Origin of the sequence: Streptomyces africanus, from assembly GCF_030816955.1 — a bacterium.
In the GTDB taxonomy this organism is placed as follows: Bacteria; Actinomycetota; Actinomycetes; order Streptomycetales; family Streptomycetaceae; genus Streptomyces; species Streptomyces africanus.
On record NZ_JAUSYP010000001.1, the window covers coordinates 8037614 to 8055528 of the forward strand.

Here is a 17915-nt window from a genome sequence, read left to right on the forward strand (position 1 = left end):
TACCCACGGAGGGGCGGACCGTTTTGCCGTGCTTCGCCGGAAGTCATGGAATGTTCGCCACATGTTCGAAGGGCGGGCGCACGGGTATCAATTCGGCACGTGCCGCAGGCAGTGACCGGGAACGGATGGTCAATTTCCGTTTCGGGTCGCTCCATTGGCGGGCGATCAGTAGCCTCTGCTCGAACACCGGATCGCCTACGCCTTGGAGAGATAGATGGAGCGTCCCGCCTGGGCCCCACGGAGCATCGACATCTCGGTGCCCAGCGTCTCCCGGATGTACGACTACTACCTGGGCGGATCGCACAACTTCGAGGTCGACCGGCAAGCGGCCCGCAGGGCCATGGAGTTCATGCCGGGACTCCCCAAGATCATGCAGGCGAACCGGGCGTTCATGCGCCGCGCCGTGCGGTACGCGGCCGACCAGGGCATCAGCCAGTTCCTGGACATCGGCTCCGGCATACCCACCTTCGGCAATGTGCACGAGGTGGCCCAGGCCGCCCGCCCCGGCGCGCGCGTGGTGTACGTCGACCACGACCCGGTGGCCGTGGCGCACAGCCAGGTGGTCCTGGAGGGCAACGACGACGCGGCCGTCGTCGCCGCGGACCTGCTCAAGCCCCAGGAGATCCTGCGCAGCCCCGAAGTGGAGCGGCTGATCGACCTGAATCAGCCAGTGGCGCTGCTCCTCGTTGCCATACTGCACTTCGTGGAAGACGAGGACGACCCGTACGGGGCGGTGGCCGAGCTGGGCGAGGCACTCGCGCCCGGCAGCCTGCTCGTGCTCACCCATGCCTCGTACGAGGGCATCCCGCTGCCGCCGGAGCGGGCCGGGGGCGCGGTGAACGTGTACCAGGACATCCGCAACCCGCTGATCATGCGCTCGCGCGAGGAGATCGCGCGGTTCTTCAAGGGGTACGACATGGTGGAACCCGGACTGGTGGCGATGCCGCGCTGGCGGCCCGACACCGCACCGGAGGACGAGGATCCGTATGCGTTCTCCGGTTTCGCGGGCGTGGGGCGTACGGCGTGATCGCGGAACCGGACGGGCCGGAGGACAGACTGCGCCGGTTCGCGACGATCTGGAGCCGGGCCGTCTTCCCGGTGACCTCGACGTCGTCGACCCGGCCCGAGTTCGAGGAACACCTGCTGCCGCTGGCCCGGAGGCTGAGCCGGGCACTGCTGGCCCGGGCCTTCGACGCCGACGAGGGCAGGGCGGTGGGCGCCGCCCTCGTGGACGCGCACTGCACCGACCCGGAGGCGCTCAGCCGCACGCTGGACTGTGTGGACGCCTACCTGGTCCTGTACTGCGGCGGTGACGGCGACCAGGAGGACCTGCGGGCGCGCTCCGCACGGCTCCAGCACGCGATGGCCGCCGGCTTCGCGCAGGCGCTGCGCGAACGGACGCTGGCCGAGCAGGAGGCCATCGCCCAGGCCGCCCTGCGGGCGCAGGGCGTGGTGGCGCAGGCCCTGCACGCGACCGAGGCCCGCTTCCGCGCGGTCTTCGAGGGCGCGGCCATAGGCATCGGCATGGCCGACCTCGACGGCAACATCCTCCAGGTCAACGGCGCGCTGCTGCGCATGTTCGGGGTCTCCGAGCAGACGATGCGCACCCGCAACGTCAGGGAGTGGACCCACCCGGACGACGCGCCGCAGACCTGGCGGCTCTACGACGAACTCGTGCGCGGCGAGCGTGAGCACTACCACGTGGAGAAGGCGTTCTACCGCCCCGACGGAACGGTCCTGTGGACCAACCTGACGGTCTCCCTGCTGCGGGACGCCGACGGCAGCCCGCAGTACCAGCTCGCGCTGATGGAGGACACCACCGAGCGCCGGCTGCTCAACCTGAGGCTGCGCTACGAGGCCACGCACGACGCGCTGACCGGGCTGCCGAACCGCACCTTCTTCTTCGAGCGCCTGGAGAAGGCACTGGGCGCCGGGAAGGGCCAGCGGTTCGGCCTGTGCTACCTCGACCTCGACGGCTTCAAGACCATCAACGACAGCCTCGGCCACGCGGCCGGCGACCGGCTGCTGGTGGAGGTCGCCGACCGGCTCCAGTCCTGCGCCACCGCGCCCGGAGAGATGGTCGCCCGGCTCGGCGGCGACGAGTTCGTGGCTCTCACCACGGGCCCCGACACCCAGCGCGAGGTCGACGAGCTCGCCACGCGCATCATGAACGCGCTGCTCGCCCCGATCAGCGTCGACGGCCGGGAACTGACCGTGCGCGGCAGCATCGGCATCGTCGAGGGCCCGGCCGGGGAGCGCAGCCCGGCGGAGGTGCTGCGCAGCGCCGACATCACCATGTACCGGGCCAAGTCGGCGGGCGGCAACCGCTTCGAACTAGCCGACCCGGAGGCGGACGCCCGCGCCATCACCCGGCACGGGCTGACCACGGCGCTGCCGACGGCCCTGGAGCGGGGCGAGTTCTTCATCGAGTACCAGCCGCTGGTCCATCTCGGCGACGGCAGTGTGCGCGGTGCGGAGGCCCTGGTGCGCTGGCTGCATCCGCAGCACGGGGTACTCGGCCCGGACCGGTTCATCCCGCTCGCCGAACACACCGGGCTGATCGTGCCGCTGGGCCGGTGGGTCCTGGAACAGTCGGTACGGCAGGCCCGCGAGTGGCGTGAACTGCACGGCGGCCTCGAGGCGGTGGGCCCGCTGCGGATCAACGTCAACCTCTCGCCCTGCCAGTTGACCCACCCCGGGCTGGTCCAGGACACCGTCGACATCCTGGAACGCACGGGCATCGAACCGGACGCGCTCTGCCTGGAGGTCACGGAGTCGGCGCTGATCGGCGCGGACGACGACCTGCTGAAACCGTTGCGCCGCCTGGCGGAGATGGGCGTCGACATCGCCCTGGACGACTTCGGCACCGGCTACTCCAACCTCGCCAACCTGCGCCGCCTGCCGGTCAGCATCCTGAAACTGGACCGCTCCTTCACCCAGAGCATGCAGCAGTTCCCGGCCGACCCCGTCGACCTGAAGATCGTCGAGGGGATCGTCTCCCTGGCCCACAGCCTGGACCTCGCGGTCACCGTGGAAGGCGTCGAGACAGGGGCGCAGGCCGAGCAGCTCCGCATCCTGGGCTGCGACACCGCCCAGGGCTGGTACTACGCCCGCCCCGGCCCGCCGGACAGGTTGCACGAGCTGGCACTGGCGGACGCAACGGGCTGACGGGGGTCCCGCCCAGGCAACACCGCCTTCGAGGCGCCCTTCGCCGGCATGGTCCCCTTCCGGGGCGGCTCGATGGCGGGCGAGGCGGTCCGCTTCGACCTGGCCACGTCGTGCGAACAGGCCCGGACCTCGCCGGAGCGGATACGGGCCGCAGCGGCCGCACGCCGGGCGGGAACCCGCGGCCGCCACCGGGTGACGCGGCCGAGCGGGGCCGGCCGGTCACTGCGCGGCTCGGACGGCCGCTCCCGCGGAGGCGAGGTCCAGGTCGACGGCGACCTCCTCGCCCTCCCAGCGGCCGCGTTCCGTGATCGCGAGACCGATCAGCGCCAGCTCGGCGGCACGGTCACGCAGCGCGTATCGCTCGGGCGTCTCCTCTGCCGGCGCGTCGTTCTCCTCGCGCTCCCACGCGGCCACCGCCGCCTCGGCCAGTGCCCTCGGCAGCCGCACCGTGACCCGGTCGGTCTGCGTCGCGACGTGGGTCCCGATCGCCGCCAGCACCTTCGTGTCGTCCCCATACCTGGCGTCCTGCTCACCACACACAGGTCGAGCGTACGCACGAAGGCTCCAGGTTGCGGCGAATATCCGTGTCCTGCAGGGGGCTCACCGCTCCAGCAGCATCCGCTGCAACTCCCTCGCGGCCCGTGGCGGAGCCACATCGCTGCGGTGTGCGAGGGCGATCGTGCGGTGCAGGCCGGGCCGGGCCAGCGGCGTGACCCGCAGGCCGCGCCCGGACCGCGCGGCCACCATGCGCGGCACGACGGCCACCCCCAGCCCCGCCCGCACGAACCCCAGCACCGCGTCCATCTCCCCGCCCTCCACCGCGAAGTCCGGCTCGAACCCCTCCGCGCGGCACGCCGCCACGGTCAGTTCGCGCAGGTCGTAGCCGTGCCGGAACATCACCAGGCGCTCGCCCTCCAGGTCGGCGACGCGAACGGTGCGCCGGCCCCGGCCGGGTCTCGGCGCCTCGGGGGAGGAGACCACGACGAGGTCCTCGCGCAGCAGCTCCACCGTGGTCAGCGCCGGGGACGGCGTCGGCAGGGGCAGCACCACCAGGGCGAGATCCAGCGCGCCGCGGGCCAGCTCCCGCACCAGGTCGTGCGAACCGCCCTCCTCGATCAGCAGCCGGATGCCCGGGTAGCGGTCGTGGAAGGCGCGCAGCACGTCCGGCAGCAGGCCCGTGCACAGGCTGGGCGTGGCACCGAGCCGCACCCGCCCCTGCCGCAGCTGCACCAGCTCCAGCACCTCGTGCCGGGCGGTGTCCGCGTCGGCCAGGATGCGCCGGGCCAGGGGGAGCAGGGCCTCACCGGCGTCCGTGAGCGTGATGTTGCCGCGCGCCCGCAGGAACAGGTCCGCGCCCAGCTCCCGCTCCAGCGCCTTGATCTGCTGCGACAGCGAGGGCTGCGCGACATGGACCAGATCGGCGGCCCGAGTGAAGTGCCGGGTCTCGGCGACGGCCACGAAGTACTGGAGCTGATGGAACTGCATACTCGTACGATAGCCCCGGCCTATGGAATCAAGCCGCACCATGTCTTGGACCGATCGGCCGCGTGTCCGTAGCGTGCTGTGGCATGGCTCTGGCAACGCGGACGGAACGACGGCCGTCCATGGCACGCACCGTGTGGGACTCCACCCTCGGCAAGAAGACCGTGATGGCGGTCAGCGGCCTGATCATGCTGCTGTACCTGGTCGCCCACATGATCGGAAACCTGAAGATCTACTTCGGGGCCGGCGAGTTCAACGCGTACGGACACTGGCTGCGCACCGTCGGCGAGCCGTTCATGCACTACGAGTGGACGCTGTGGCTGATCCGCGTCGTGCTGGTGGCCGCCGTCGTCGCGCACGCCGTCTCCGCGTACCAGCTCAGCCGCCGCGACATCAGGGCGCGCCCCGGCAAGTACGTGCACAAGAGGCCGCGGGCCAGTTACGCGACGCGCACCATGCGCTGGGGCGGGATCATCCTCGGCCTGTTCATCGTCTGGCACGTCCTCGACCTGACCACCGGCACCGTGCACTCGGGAGGCTTCCAGGAGGGCCACCCGTACCAGAACGTCGTGGACACCTTCTCCACCTGGTACGGCAACGCCATCTACATCGTCGCGATGCTCGCGCTCGGCCTGCACATCCGGCACGGCTTCTGGAGTGCCGCCCAGACCCTCGGCGCCGGCAGCCGCACCCGCGACCGTGCGCTCAAGATCGTCGCCAACGTCCTCGCGCTGCTGCTCACGGCCGGGTTCATCGCCGTACCCGTGGGCGTCATGACCGGAGTGGTGAGCTGACATGACCTACACCGACTACACGACCGGTGCACCGGTCGTCGACACCAAGGCCCCGCAGGGCCCCGTCCACGAGCGCTGGGACAAGCGCCGCTTCGAGGCCAAGCTGGTCAACCCCGCCAACCGGCGCAAGCACACCGTCATCGTCGTCGGCACCGGCCTCGCCGGCGGGTCCGCCGGGGCCACCCTCGCCGAACAGGGCTACCACGTCGTCCAGTTCTGCTACCAGGACTCCCCGCGCCGCGCCCACTCCATCGCCGCGCAGGGCGGCATCAACGCCGCGAAGAACTACCGCAACGACGGCGACTCCGTCCACCGGCTGTTCTACGACACCGTCAAGGGCGGCGACTTCCGGGCCCGCGAGTCCAACGTCCACCGCCTCGCGCAGATCTCCGTCGAGATCATCGACCAGTGCGTGGCCCAGGGCGTGCCGTTCGCCCGCGAGTACGGCGGCCTGCTCGACACCCGTTCCTTCGGCGGCGTCCAGGTCTCGCGGACCTTCTACGCCCGCGGACAGACGGGACAGCAGCTGCTGCTCGGCGCCTACCAGGCCCTCAGCCGGCAGATCGCCGCGGGGAACGTCGAGATGCACCCGCGCACCGAGATGCTCGACCTGATCGTCGTCGACGGGCGGGCGCGCGGGATCGTCGCCCGCGACCTCATCACCGGCAAGATCGACACGTACTTCGCGGACGCGGTGGTGCTGGCGAGCGGCGGCTACGGCAACGTCTTCTACCTGTCGACGAACGCCATGAACTCCAACGCCACCGCGATCTGGCGGGCGCACCGGCGCGGCGCCTACTTCGCCAACCCCTGCTTCACCCAGATCCACCCCACCTGCATCCCGCGCACCGGCGACCACCAGTCCAAGCTGACGCTGATGAGCGAGTCGCTGCGCAACGACGGCCGCATCTGGGTGCCGAAGGCCAAGGGCGACGACCGCCCGCCGAACGAGATCCCCGAGGACGAGCGCGACTACTACCTGGAGCGCATCTACCCGTCCTTCGGCAACCTGGTGCCGCGTGACATCGCCTCCCGCGCCGCGAAGAACGTCTGCGACGAGGGGCGGGGCGTCGGCCCCGGTGGGCAGGGCGTCTACCTCGACTTCGCCGACGCCATCGAGCGCATGGGCCGTAAGGCCGTCGAGGCCAAGTACGGCAACCTCTTCGACATGTACCAGCGGATCACCGACGAGGATCCGTACCGGGTCCCCATGCGGATCTACCCCGCCGTGCACTACACGATGGGCGGCCTGTGGGTCGACTACGACCTCCAGACCACCATCCCCGGCCTGTTCGCTATCGGCGAGGCCAACTTCTCCGACCACGGGGCCAACCGGCTCGGCGCCTCCGCGCTGATGCAGGGCCTGGCCGACGGCTACTTCGTGCTCCCGGCGACCATCAACGACTACCTCGCCCGCAACCCGCTGGGGGACCGGGTCGACGCCGCCCACCCGGTCGTCCAGGAGGTGCTGGCCGAGACCGAGGACCGGCTCCACCTGCTGCTGTCCGTCGACGGCGACCGCACGCCCGACTCCTTCCACCGCGAGGTCGGCGAGCTCATGTGGGAGTTCTGCGGCATGGCCCGCACCGACTCGGGGCTGCGCAAGGCGCTGGAGCGCATCCCGCAGATCCGCGAGGAGTTCTGGCGGCGCATCAAGGTCCCCGGCACCGGCGAGGAGTTCAACCAGTCGCTGGAGAAGGCCAACCGCGTCGTCGACTACCTGGAGCTGGCCGAGCTGATGTGCCTCGACGCGCTGCACCGCGGCGAGTCCTGCGGCGGCCACTTCCGCGAGGACTCCCAGACGCCCGACGGCGAGGCCGCCCGCAAGGACGAGGAGTTCGCGTACGCGGCCGCCTGGGAGTTCAACGGCACCGGCGAGGCTCCGACCCTGCACAAGGAAGACCTGGTCTTCGAGTACGTCCACCCCACCCAGCGGAGCTACGCATGAAGCTCACCCTGCGCGTCTGGCGCCAGCAGAACGCCGACGCCGAAGGCGCCATGTCCACGTACGAGGTGGACGGGATCTCCCCCGACATGTCCTTCCTGGAGATGCTCGACACCCTCAACGAGGAGCTCATCCTCAAGGGCGAGGACCCGGTCGCCTTCGACCACGACTGCCGCGAGGGCATCTGCGGCGCGTGTTCGCTCGTCATCAACGGCGATGCGCACGGGCCCGAGCGGACGACCACGTGCCAGCTGCACATGAGGTCGTTCTCGGACGGCGACACCATCGACATCGAGCCGTGGAGGGCGTCCGCGTTCCCGGTGATCAAGGACCTGGTCGTCGACCGTTCGGCGTTCGACCGGATCATCCAGGCCGGCGGGTACATCACCGCGCCCACGGGTGCGGCTCCGGAAGCACACGCCACGCCGGTGCCGAAGCCGGACGCCGACTTCGCCTTCGAACACGCCGAGTGCATCGGGTGCGGTGCGTGTGTCGCGGCGTGCCCGAACGGGGCGGCGATGCTGTTCACGTCCGCCAAGATCAACCATCTCAACGTGCTGCCGCAGGGGGCGCCCGAGCGGGAGACGCGGGTGCTGGACATGGTGGCGCAGATGGACGAGGAGGGGTTCGGGGGGTGCACGCTCGCCGGGGAGTGCGCCACGGCCTGTCCCAAGGGGATTCCGCTCATGTCCATCACCGGCATGAACAAGGAGTGGCTGCGGGCTACGCGGAAGGTGAGCAAGCGGTAGGTCCGGGCAGGTAGAGCGTTCGCCGTCTGGTGCGGACGGGCGGGGCCGGTTGGTGCTCACCGGCCCCGTCTCGCCTTTCCGGGCTCCAGGCATTCAACATCCCGGCATCCGCGCTCCCGGCACTGGTCACGCGAAGGTCAGGCGGCACGGGCACAACAGTGGCGGCGGCACCGCTCGCCGCCCCCGGCCCGTGACCAGGAGAGAGCCATGACCGGCGTACTGACCGTCGACCGCCCCGCGCAGCCCACGGCCCCCACCCGCTACACCGTCACCCTCGCCCGCACCGAGGAGGACGTGCGCGCCGCCCAGCGGCTGCGGCACGACGTCTTCGCCGGGGAGCTCGGCGCCCTGCTGGCCGGCCCGCAACCGGGCCTGGACGTCGACCCGTTCGACGCGTACTGCGACCACCTGCTCGTCCGCGAGGAGACGACCGGCCAGGTCGTCGGCACCTACCGGCTGCTGCCGCCGGAGCGCGCGGCGGTCGCCGGGCGGCTGTACTCCGAGAGCGAGTTCGACCTGGGCTCCCTCGCCGGAATCCGGCCGGAGCTCGTCGAGGTCGGCCGCTCCTGTGTGCACCCCGACCACCGCGACGGCGCGGTCATCAGCCTCATCTGGGCCGGGATCGCCCGCTACATGACCGACCGGGGCCACGAGTGGCTCGCCGGCTGCTGCTCCGTCCCGCTCGCCGACGGCGGCACCCTCGCCTCCGCCACCTGGGACCGGGTGAGCGCCAAGCACCTGTCGCCGCAGGAGTACCGCGTCCGGCCGCTGCTGCCGTGGGTCCCGGGCCCCGCGCCCGCCACCCGCGTCGAACTGCCCGCCCTGCTGCGCGGCTATCTGCGCCTCGGCGCCTGGGTGTGCGGCGAACCCGCCCACGACCCGGCCTTCGGCGTCGCCGACCTGTACGTGCTGCTGCCGATGAGCCGGGTCAACCCGCGCTACCTGCGGCACTTCCTGTCCCTCGTGCCCGCCTGATGAGTGCCTGGCTGCCCACCGCGCCGTGCACACCGCAGGCCTGCGTCGAGGCGCCGGCGGGGCTGCCGGCGCGGGCCGTGCCGCGTGCCGTGCTGCGGCTGACCGGGGTCGCCCTGCTGCTGCTCGCGGGGATCGCCCTGTCGCCGCTCGGCGCACGGATACCGGCATCCCTGATCCGGCGGTGGTGCCGGTGGATCGTACGGGCCGCGGGGGTCCGGGTCCGCGTCACCGGCGCCGCCGCCCCCGCCGGCGGGCTGCTGCTGGTCGCCAACCACATCTCGTGGCTGGACATCCCGCTGCTCGCCGCCGTACGCCCCGCCCGGATGCTGGCCAAGACCGAGGTACGGAGGTGGCCCGTCGCCGGCCCGCTGGCCGCCCGAGGCGGCACCGTGTTCATCGACCGGGACCGGCTGCGGGCCCTCCCGGACACCGTCGCCCGTATCGCCCGGGCCCTGCGCGAGGGCGCCGCCGTCGCGGCCTTCCCCGAGGGCAGCACCTGGTGCGGCCGGGCCCAGGGCACCTTCCGCCGTGCCGTCTTCCAGGCCGCCCTGGACGCCGGGGTGCCGGTCCAGCCGGTCCGGATCGGCTACCGGGTCACCGGCGGAACCGCCACCACCGCTCCCGCGTTCGTCGGCGACGACACCCTGCTCGCCTCCCTGTGGCGGGTCGCGACGACCCGCGGCCTGGTCGCGGAGGTCGAGGTACGGCCGGCCATCCCGCCGGGCAGCCGCCCCGACCGCCGGTCTCTCGCCCGCTCCGCACAGTCCCAGGAGACGGCGATGCCGGCGTGGACGCACACGGTGCTGGTGGCGTAGCGGCCGCGGACGTTTCAGCGAGAGCCGGACAGTACGCGCGCGAGATACGGCGCTGTCCTGCTCTGCTCCGAGCGTGCCACCTCCGCCGGCGGTCCCGCCGCCACGATCCGGCCGCCCGCGTCGCCGCCGCCCGGGCCGAGATCGACGACCCAGTCCGCGCCCGCGACGACGGACATGTCGTGCTCGACGACGATCACGGTGTGCCCGGCGTCGACGAGGCCGTGCAGCTGGCGCATCAGGACGTCCACGTCGGCCGGGTGGAGGCCGGTCGTGGGCTCGTCGAGGAGGTAGAGGGTGTGGCCGCGCCGGCCGCGCTGCAGTTCGCTCGCCAGTTTGATGCGCTGGGCCTCGCCGCCGGACAGCTCGGTCGCGGGCTGGCCGAGGCGGAGGTAGCCAAGGCCCACGTCGAGCAGGGTGGCGAGGCTGCGGGCGACGGCCGGGGTGTCGGCGAAGAACTCCGCCGCGCTCTCCACCGTCAGATCCAGCACCTGGGCGATGTTCCGCCCCCGGTACGTCACCTCCAGCGTCTCCGGGTTGTACCGGGCCCCGCCGCAGGCCGGGCAGGGCGCGTACGTGCTCGGCAGGAACAGCAGCTCCACGCTGACGAACCCTTCGCCCTGGCAGGTCTCGCAGCGCCCGCCCGCCACGTTGAAGGAGAACCGGCCGACGCCGTAGCCCCGTTCCAGCGCCCCGTCGGTGGCCGCGAACACCTTGCGCACGACGTCGAAGAGACCGGTGTACGTCGCGAGGTTCGAGCGGGGGGTGCGTCCGATCGGCTTCTGGTCGACCGAGACCAGCCGTCCCACCCCGGCCGTGTCCTGCGTGATCTCCCCGATGAGCGTGGACTTGCCGGAGCCGGACACCCCGGTGACCGCGGTGAACGCGCCGAGCGGGAACGCGGCGGACACACCGCGCAGGTTGTGCCGGGTGATCGGCCCGGTCTTCAGCCACCCGCTCGGTGCGCGGACCTCGCGCGCCGGGACGGGGGAGCGGTCGAACAGGTACCGGGCCGTCGCCGACTCCTCGACGGCCGCCAGCCCGGCGACCGGGCCGCTGTGCAGCACCCGCCCGCCGTGCTCACCCGCGTGCGGACCCACGTCCACCAGCCAGTCGGCACCGCGCACCACATCGAGGTGGTGCTCGACCACGAACACCGAGTTCCCGGCCGCCTTCAGCCGCTCCAGCACGACCAGCAGCGCCTCGGTGTCCGCCGGGTGCAGCCCGGCCGACGGCTCGTCCAGGACGTAGACGACACCGAACAGGCCGGAACGCAGCTGGGTGGCCAGGCGCAGGCGTTGCAGCTCGCCGGCGGAGAGGGTGGGGGTGGGCCGGTCCAGGCTGAGGTAGCCGAGGCCGAGTTCGACGACCGGCGCGATGCGCGAGGTGAGGTCGTCGGTGAGGACCCGGGCGGTATGGGATGTCGCGTCGAGCGCGGCGGCCAGCTCCACCAGCGGCAGCGCCGCCAGCTCGGCGACGGTCCGGCCGCCGAACGTCACCGCCAGGGCCTCCGGCCGCAGTCGGCTGCCACCGCAGGCCGGGCAGGGCGCGCTGGTCAGGAACCGCTCGGCCTTCGCTCGCAGAGCCGGGCTCTTGGAGTCCGAGAACGTCTTCATCACGTACCGCCGGGCGCTCATGTACGTGCCCTGGTACGGCCGCTGGATGCGGTCCGCGTCCCGCACCGGGTGCACGGTGACCACCGGCTGCTCGTCCGTGAACAGGATCCACTCACGCGCCTCGGCGGGCAGCTCCCGCCACGGCCGGTCCACGTCGTACCCGAGCGCGTCGAGGACGTCCCGCAGGTTCTTGCCCTGCCAGGCGCCCGGCCACGCGGCGATCGCGCCCTCGCGGATCGACAGCGACGGATCGGGGACCAGTAACTCCTCGCTCGTACGGTGCACCCGGCCGAGCCCGTGGCACTCCGGGCAGGCCCCGGCCGCCGTGTTGGGCGAGAAGGCGTCGGAGTCCAGGCGCCCGGCACCGGGCGGGTAGGTGCCGGCCCGGGAGAACAGCATGCGCAGCGAGTTCGAGAGGTTGGTGACGGTGCCGACCGAGGAGCGCGAGGTGGGTGCCGCGCGGCGCTGCTGGAGCGAGACGGCCGGGGGCAGACCGGTGATCTCCCCGACCTTCGGCGCGCCGACCTGGTGGATCAGCCGTCGCGCGTACGGCGCGACCGACTCGAAGTAACGCCGCTGCGCCTCCGCGTAGATCGTGCCGAACGCCAGCGACGACTTGCCCGAGCCGGACACGCCGGTGAACACGGCCAGCACGTCCCGGGGGATGTCGACGTCGACGCCCTTGAGATTGTGCTCGCGGGCGCCGCGGACGCGGACGTACGGGTCGTGGGGGCCGTGAGGGTCGTGCATGGGCAACGACTCTAACCGGCGGCGATCGCGGCCAGCCGCCGGTAGGAGTCCCGCAGCGCCTCGCGGTCGTACGTGCTGGTGGTGACCAGGACCTCCTGCGCTCCCGACTCCTTCAGCACCGTCTCCAGTTCGTGTGCGACCTGCTCCTCGGTGCCGGCGATGTGGCCGGTCAGCCCGGACTCGTAGAAGCCGCGCTCCTTGGCGGTCATGGTGAGCGCCTCCACGCGCTGCGCGGGCGGCAGGGGCGGGAAGGTGCCGTGGGTGCGGGAGTACGCCATCGCCCAGGCCTCGGGGATCAGCAGCCGCCGGGCCTCCTCGGGGGTGTCGGCCACGGCGATCGTGCCGGAGATGACGACGTAGGGCTCGCTCGCCCAGGCCGAGGGGCGGAAAGCGTCGCGGTAGTGGTCGATGCCGCGCCGCATCTTGTCCCGGTTGCGGAGGTCGCCGATCACCATGGGCAGCCCGAGGCGGGCCGCGATGCCGGCGCCCTCGCCCATGGCCAGGACGAACGGCGGTACGGCCAGTCCCTCGGCGGGGCGGGCGTGCACCCCGGTCGGGGAGGTGCCCCGGAACCAGCCGAGCAGCTCCCGCAGCTGGGCCTCGAAGTCCTCGGCGTCCTCCTTGTCACGGCCCAGCGCCCTGCGCACCCCGTCCGTGAAGCCGACGGACCGTCCCAGCCCCATGTCGATCCGCCCCGGGAACAGCGACTCCAGCACCCCGAACTGCTCGGCCACGACCAGCGGCCGGTGGTTGGGCAGCATCACCCCGCCGGTACCGACCCGGATCGTCCGCGTCGCGGCGGCGACGGCCGCCGCCAGCACGGTCGGCGCGGAACCGGCGACCCCGGGAACGCCGTGGTGCTCCGAGACCCACAGCCGGTGGTACCCGAGCCCCTCCAGCTCCCCGGCCAGCCGCACGGTGTCACGCAGCGCCTCGGGATGCGTGTGCCCCTCGCGGGTGCGGGAGCGGTCGAGGACGGAGAAACGGGTGGAGGCGATCGAGGAACTCACACCGGGTTCAACGCGTGACGGATCGTGGCATTCCCGCCGGTGCCGCCTCGTCGAAAACCCGGTGACCGCATCCCCGCACGTCAGGACAATGGAGCGGCACGGCCCGGCACCGCCGGGTACAGCGCGTGAAGAGGGGGACCGGCCATGGCCGTCGCGAACATCCTGCTGTCCGGCATCGTCGGCTCGACCGCGTACGGCCTGGCCCACCAGGGCTCGGACATAGACCGCCTCGGCATGTTCGCCGCGCCCACGGAGGCTCTGCACGGGCTCCACACGCCGAAGGAGTCCCACGTCACCACGGCACCGGACCGCACCCTGCACGAGGCCGCCAAGTGGTGCCGACTCGCCCTCGGCGGCAATCCGACCGCCATGGAACTGGTGTGGCTCCCGGACGAGCTGTACGAGGTGCGTACCCCGCTGGGCGACGAACTGATCGGCATACGTGCGTCGTTCCTGTGCGCGAAGCGCGTCCGGGACGCCTATCTCGGCTACGCCACCCAGCAGTTCCGCCGGCTCGAGAACCGCGGGGACGGTTCGTTCTCGGCGGACACCCGAAAGCGCACCGCGAAGCACGCCCGGCATCTGAAGCGGCTGTGTCACCAGGGCCTGTCGCTGTACACCACCGGCCGACTGGAGATCCGCGTCGAGGACCCCGAGGAGTACCACGCCTTCGGCGAGCGCGTCGCCGCCGACCCGGCGGCCGCGCTGCCCCTGCTCAGGCACTACGAGGCCGCCTTCGACGAGACGCCCACCGTGCTGCCCGAGCGGCCCGACGAGGCGGCCGTCGAGGCGTGGCTGCGCCGGGTCCGCGGCCTCTTCTACACCGCGGAGACCGCCCCGTCGTGCTCGTGCTCGCAGGCCTCGTCGATGCCGTAGGTGTCCCAGGCGGGGAACGGGTCGTCCGCCGGCACGGGCTCGCCGGGTGCCATCAGGCAGTCGGTCAGGGCGGAGTGCAGAGCCGGAGCGTCCAGCCCCGTCCCGATGAACACCAGCTCCTGCGCGTGCGGGGCGCCGGCGTCGCGGGCCACGGACGGTTCGAAGCGGGCGACGGAGCCGGCCTGTGACCACAGGCCCGTCACGTGCGGCCGGCTCGCCAGGGTGAAGAAGCCCTTGGAGCGCAGGATCCGCCCGTGTCCGCCGGTGTCCGGTTCCTCCGTGACGAAGGTCCACAACCGCTGGGGGTGGAAGGGGAGTTCGGAGCGGAAGACGGTGGAGGAGATGCCGTACTCCTCCGTCTCGGGGACGTGGTCGCCGTTGAGTTCACGGACCCAGCCCGGCGCCTGCTGGGCGCGGTCCAGGTCGAAAAGGCGGGTGCCGAGCACCTGGCGGAGGTCCACCCGGCCGTGCGTCGCCGGGACCAGCCGGGCGAGCGGGTTCAGCCGGGTCAGGGCCGCCCGCAGCCGGGCCGCGGCCTCCTCGTCGACCAGGTCGAGCTTGTTGAGGACCAGGACGTCGGCGAACTCGACCTGGTCGACGAGCAGATCGCTGACCGTGCGCTCGTCGTCCTCGTACGGGGCGAGATCCCGCTCGGCGAGGTCGTCGCCGCTCTCCAGCTCGGCGAGGAAGTTGGCCGCGTCGACGACCGTGACCATGGTGTCGAGCAGGGCCACGTCGTCGAGGGTGGCGCCGTCGTCACGGGCGAAGGCGAAGGTGGCCGCGACGGGCATCGGCTCCGATATGCCGGAGCTCTCGATGAGGAGATGGTCGAACCGGCCCTCGCGGGCCAGCCGGTCCACCTCGTCCAGCAGGTCGTCGCGGAGCGTGCAGCAGATGCAGCCGTTGGTCATCTCGACCAGGCGTTCCTCGGTCCGCGACAGGGCGGCATCGCCGCCACGCACCAGGGCCGCGTCGATGTTGACCTCGCTCATGTCGTTGACGATGACGGCGACGCGCAGTCCCTGGCGATTGGCCAGGACGTGGTTGAGCAGGGTGGTCTTGCCCGCCCCGAGGAATCCGGAGAGCACGGTGACGGGCAGTCGTGCGTACGACACGGTGTCAGCCCTCGGGGCGCAGCAGGCCGCGCTCGTAGGCCTTGACCAGGTTCTGCGGTACGAGGTGACGGACGCCGTCGACGGTGACCGGGACCAGCGTCGGCGTGGCGGCCTTCCACTGGGCGCGGCGGTGACGGGTGTTGCTGCGGGACATCTTCCGCTTCGGGACAGCCATGGGACTCCTCCTCGGTGGGCAGGCATCGAGGACGCTACATGAAAATGGATCCCATTAACAATTCGCGCCCTCGATGCCCCGTGCCCGTCGTCCGGTGTCCCGGTCCGGTGCGTCAGTCGTCGGCGCCCACGAGCATCCGCACCTCGAACTCCTCGTGAGCGCTGCCGTCCTCGGCCGGGTCCTTGTCCAGAACCGTGCCGAGCCAGCCCAGCAGGAAGCCCACGGGGATGGAGACGATGCCGGGGTTCTGGAGCGGGAACCAGGCGAAGTCGGCCTCGGGGTAGAACGAGGCCGGGGCGGAGGAGACCACGGGGGAGAACACCGCGAGCAGGACGGAGCAGAGCAGGCCGCCGTAGAGGCTGAGCAGTGCTCCCTTCGCCGTGAAGCGGCGCCAGAAGAGGGTGTAGATGATCGTCGGCAGGATCGCGGACGCCGCGATCGCGAAGGCGAGGAACGCGAGCGTCGCGGTGTTCGCCCCCCAGGCGACGAGGGCGAGCAGGATGCCGAGGATGCCGATGACGGCCCCGGACAGCCGGGCGACGGTCAGCTCCTCCGTCTCGCTCGCCCGGCCCTTGCGGATCACCTCGCTGTACAGGTCATGCGCCAGGGACGAGGCCGCGGCCAGGGTGAGGCCCACCGCCACGGCGAGCAGCGTCAGGTACGCCAGGCAGGTCAGCAGCGCGGTGAGGACACTGCCGCCCAGCTCGTGCGCGAGCAGCAGGACGGAGGCGTTGCCGGTGCGGTCCGTGCTCTCGATGGCCTCCCGGCCGAGGAGCGCGGTGGCACCGAGGCCGAGGATGCCGGCCCCGAAGCAGACCGCGCCGACCAGGCCGACGGCCCACAGCACGGAGGAGCGCAGGACGCCGCTGCTGCGCGGGGCGAGCAGCCGCATCAGCACGTGCGGAAGGGCGGCGAGACCGAGGACGATGGCCAGTTCGAGGCTGAGGAAGTCCAGCTTGTTGCTGACGGTGCCGCCGTAGCGCAGCCCGGGTTCGAGGAAGGTCAGGCCCGTTCCGCTGCGGTCGGCCGCCCTTTCCAGCAGGGCGTTGGGGTTCCAGTCGAAGCGGTAGAGCACCCAGCCCGCGGTGAACAGCACGCCCGCGACCAGCATCACGGCCTTGATGATCTGGACGACCGTCGCTCCGGGCATGCCGCCGAGCGAGGCGTAGAGGATCACGAAGGTACCGATCACGACCACGCACAGGGTACGGGTGGTGCCGCTCGGGACGCCGGTGAACTGGGTCAACAGGGTGACGCTGCCCACGAGTTGGGCCACCAGGTAGAGGGTCGCGATCGCCAGGATGCAGACGGCCAGCGCGACCCGCACCGGCCGCTGCTGCCGGGGCAGACGCAGCGCCACCGTGTCGCCCAGGGTGAACCTGCCCGTGCGGTGCAGGGGTTCGGCGATGAGCAGCAGCACCATCATCCAGGCGACGGTCGTGCCGCCGAGGTACATCAGCCCGTCGTACCCGGTCAGGGCGACCAGTCCGGTGCTGCCCAGCAGGGTGGCGGCGGAGAGGTAGTCGCCGCACATGGCGAGGCCGTTGCGCAACGGCGACATGGCGCGGTTGCCGAGGTAGAACTCGCTGATCTCGTCGCGCTGAGGCGCCGTCAGCAGTGCCGTGAACAGGGTGATCACGACGACGGTCAGGAACAGGACGAACGTCAGCTGGAGGCTGCTGTCGTCGATGGCGGCGAGCGTCACCACGTGCGGAACCCCCTCGTCCCGTGCTGGAGGGACTGCCCGGCCCCTTGGGGTGCCGCCGCCGAGCGGGCGCGGCGGTTGTCGTTCTCGTGCTGCCGGGACCTCAGGCCGCGGGCGAGCGGATCGACGCGGGTGCGCATGTGCCGGACGTAGCACCACGCGGTCACGCCCATGATGACGAACTGGCCGAGGCCGAGGGTGAGTCCGATCGTGAGGTGGCCGAACAGTGGCTGGTTCATCACCGCGGGCACAAAACTCGACAACAGCACATACAGCAGGAATCCGCCGACGGACAGGATCGTCGCCCGGGTGCCGAACCGGCGCTGCGCGCGACGCAGCGAGTGGAATTCGGGATGATCGGATATACGAGAGGGCGGAGTGTGTTCGATGTGCGGAAGCGGAAATGTGGGAGTGTCATCCCGTCGCGGTGGAAATTCGGGCACAGGCGCACCTTCTTCGCTGCTTCGTGCCCCGCACTCGACCCCTTCGAGTCAGTGGTCTCGTCCGGCTTTCGAGCAGGGTGGAGGGATGCCGGGCGCACTGTGGGGGTGCGGGCTCTGTGGGGATCTCGTGAAACCGGAAAACTCGCTGTCCGGATTCACGCGAACTGCCTCGGGGTTCTGTGTGGAGATCCCCGGCCAGCCCCGCCCACGGGTGGTGGCGAGGCTGAATGCGGAGTATGTCAGTGCGACGCTTGAGCCATCAACTGTGTGGGTCAATTGACGGCTCTGCATGGCTCATTC

Annotated in this window: 16 protein-coding genes; 8 read left to right on the top strand and 8 right to left on the bottom strand. The window is 71.5% G+C overall.

The window, feature by feature from the left end; all coding sequences use genetic code 11:
* Window positions 1-214: 214 nt before the first annotated feature.
* Both QF034_RS36585 and QF034_RS36590 read left to right on the top strand, forming a co-directional pair.
* Window positions 215-1027: an SAM-dependent methyltransferase gene (locus QF034_RS36585; protein ID WP_307178945.1), complete on the top strand. Its 813-nt coding sequence runs from the start codon at window positions 215-217 to the stop codon at window positions 1025-1027.
* Window positions 1024-3168: a putative bifunctional diguanylate cyclase/phosphodiesterase gene (locus QF034_RS36590; RefSeq protein ID WP_307178946.1), complete on the top strand. Its 2145-nt coding sequence runs from the start codon at window positions 1024-1026 to the stop codon at window positions 3166-3168. The genes QF034_RS36585 and QF034_RS36590 overlap by 4 nt, the downstream gene beginning before the upstream one ends.
* A 219-nt stretch (window positions 3169-3387) precedes the next feature.
* Here the strand turns inward: QF034_RS36590 and QF034_RS36595 are convergent, their stop codons facing one another.
* Together QF034_RS36595 and QF034_RS36600 are read right to left on the bottom strand one after the other, a co-directional pair.
* Entirely contained in the window at window positions 3388-3708 is a 321-nt protein-coding gene (locus QF034_RS36595) for a hypothetical protein (protein ID WP_307178947.1), read from the bottom strand.
* 60 nt (window positions 3709-3768) lie between these two features.
* Window positions 3769-4653, bottom strand: coding sequence for a LysR family transcriptional regulator (locus tag QF034_RS36600; RefSeq protein ID WP_086558838.1), 885 nt, complete (start codon window positions 4651-4653; stop codon window positions 3769-3771).
* Between the two features lie 119 nt (window positions 4654-4772).
* Between QF034_RS36600 and QF034_RS36605 the strand changes: the two genes are divergently transcribed.
* From QF034_RS36605 to QF034_RS36625, 5 genes are all read left to right on the top strand, one after another.
* Window positions 4773-5444, top strand: a complete 672-nt coding sequence (locus QF034_RS36605; RefSeq protein WP_307178948.1) for a succinate dehydrogenase — start codon at window positions 4773-4775, stop codon at window positions 5442-5444.
* A 1-nt stretch (window position 5445) separates the two neighbouring features.
* Window positions 5446-7392: a fumarate reductase/succinate dehydrogenase flavoprotein subunit gene (locus QF034_RS36610; RefSeq protein WP_307178949.1), complete on the top strand. Its 1947-nt coding sequence runs from the start codon at window positions 5446-5448 to the stop codon at window positions 7390-7392.
* Window positions 7389-8138 (top strand): succinate dehydrogenase/fumarate reductase iron-sulfur subunit, encoded by a 750-nt coding sequence (locus tag QF034_RS36615; RefSeq protein WP_307178950.1) that lies wholly within the window; start codon window positions 7389-7391, stop codon window positions 8136-8138. Before QF034_RS36610 ends, QF034_RS36615 begins: the two co-directional genes overlap by 4 nt.
* Before the next feature lie 207 nt (window positions 8139-8345).
* A complete protein-coding gene (locus QF034_RS36620) occupies window positions 8346-9113 on the top strand; it encodes a GNAT family N-acetyltransferase (RefSeq protein WP_307178951.1) in 768 nt (255 codons plus the stop codon).
* Window positions 9113-9928, top strand: coding sequence for a lysophospholipid acyltransferase family protein (locus tag QF034_RS36625; protein ID WP_307178952.1), 816 nt, complete (start codon window positions 9113-9115; stop codon window positions 9926-9928). Before QF034_RS36620 ends, QF034_RS36625 begins: the two co-directional genes overlap by 1 nt.
* A 14-nt stretch (window positions 9929-9942) precedes the next feature.
* Here QF034_RS36625 and QF034_RS36630 read toward each other — a convergent pair whose 3' ends face one another.
* Window positions 9943-12291, bottom strand: a complete 2349-nt coding sequence (locus QF034_RS36630) for an ATP-binding cassette domain-containing protein (protein WP_307178953.1) — start codon at window positions 12289-12291, stop codon at window positions 9943-9945.
* A gap of 11 nt (window positions 12292-12302) precedes the next feature.
* Window positions 12303-13301 (bottom strand): LLM class flavin-dependent oxidoreductase, encoded by a 999-nt coding sequence (locus QF034_RS36635; protein WP_307178954.1) that lies wholly within the window; start codon window positions 13299-13301, stop codon window positions 12303-12305.
* 144 nt (window positions 13302-13445) lie between these two features.
* On the opposite strand from QF034_RS36635, the gene QF034_RS36640 reads away from it, so the two are divergent.
* The gene (locus QF034_RS36640) at window positions 13446-14177 is read left to right on the top strand and encodes a nucleotidyltransferase domain-containing protein (protein WP_307178955.1); all 732 of its coding nucleotides are present in this window, start codon (window positions 13446-13448) and stop codon (window positions 14175-14177) included.
* On the opposite strand, the gene QF034_RS36645 is transcribed toward QF034_RS36640, so the two are convergent.
* The 4 genes from QF034_RS36645 to QF034_RS36660 form a co-directional block, all read right to left on the bottom strand.
* On the bottom strand, window positions 14120-15292 hold the full coding sequence (locus tag QF034_RS36645) for a GTP-binding protein (protein ID WP_307178956.1): 1173 nt from the start codon (window positions 15290-15292) through the stop codon (window positions 14120-14122). The two genes, QF034_RS36640 and QF034_RS36645, sit on opposite strands and share 58 nt — an antisense overlap.
* A gap of 4 nt (window positions 15293-15296) precedes the next feature.
* Window positions 15297-15467 carry a 50S ribosomal protein L32 gene (gene rpmF / locus QF034_RS36650; protein ID WP_010043581.1) on the bottom strand — a complete coding sequence of 57 codons (171 nt, stop codon included), beginning with the start codon at window positions 15465-15467 and terminating at the stop codon, window positions 15297-15299.
* Between the two features lie 112 nt (window positions 15468-15579).
* The gene (locus QF034_RS36655) at window positions 15580-17175 is read right to left on the bottom strand and encodes a sodium/solute symporter (protein ID WP_307178957.1); all 1596 of its coding nucleotides are present in this window, start codon (window positions 17173-17175) and stop codon (window positions 15580-15582) included.
* Complete coding sequence (locus QF034_RS36660) at window positions 17169-17615, bottom strand: DUF485 domain-containing protein (protein WP_307178958.1); 447 nt, start codon at window positions 17613-17615, stop codon at window positions 17169-17171. Before QF034_RS36660 ends, QF034_RS36655 begins: the two co-directional genes overlap by 7 nt.
* Window positions 17616-17915: the final 300 nt, after the last annotated feature.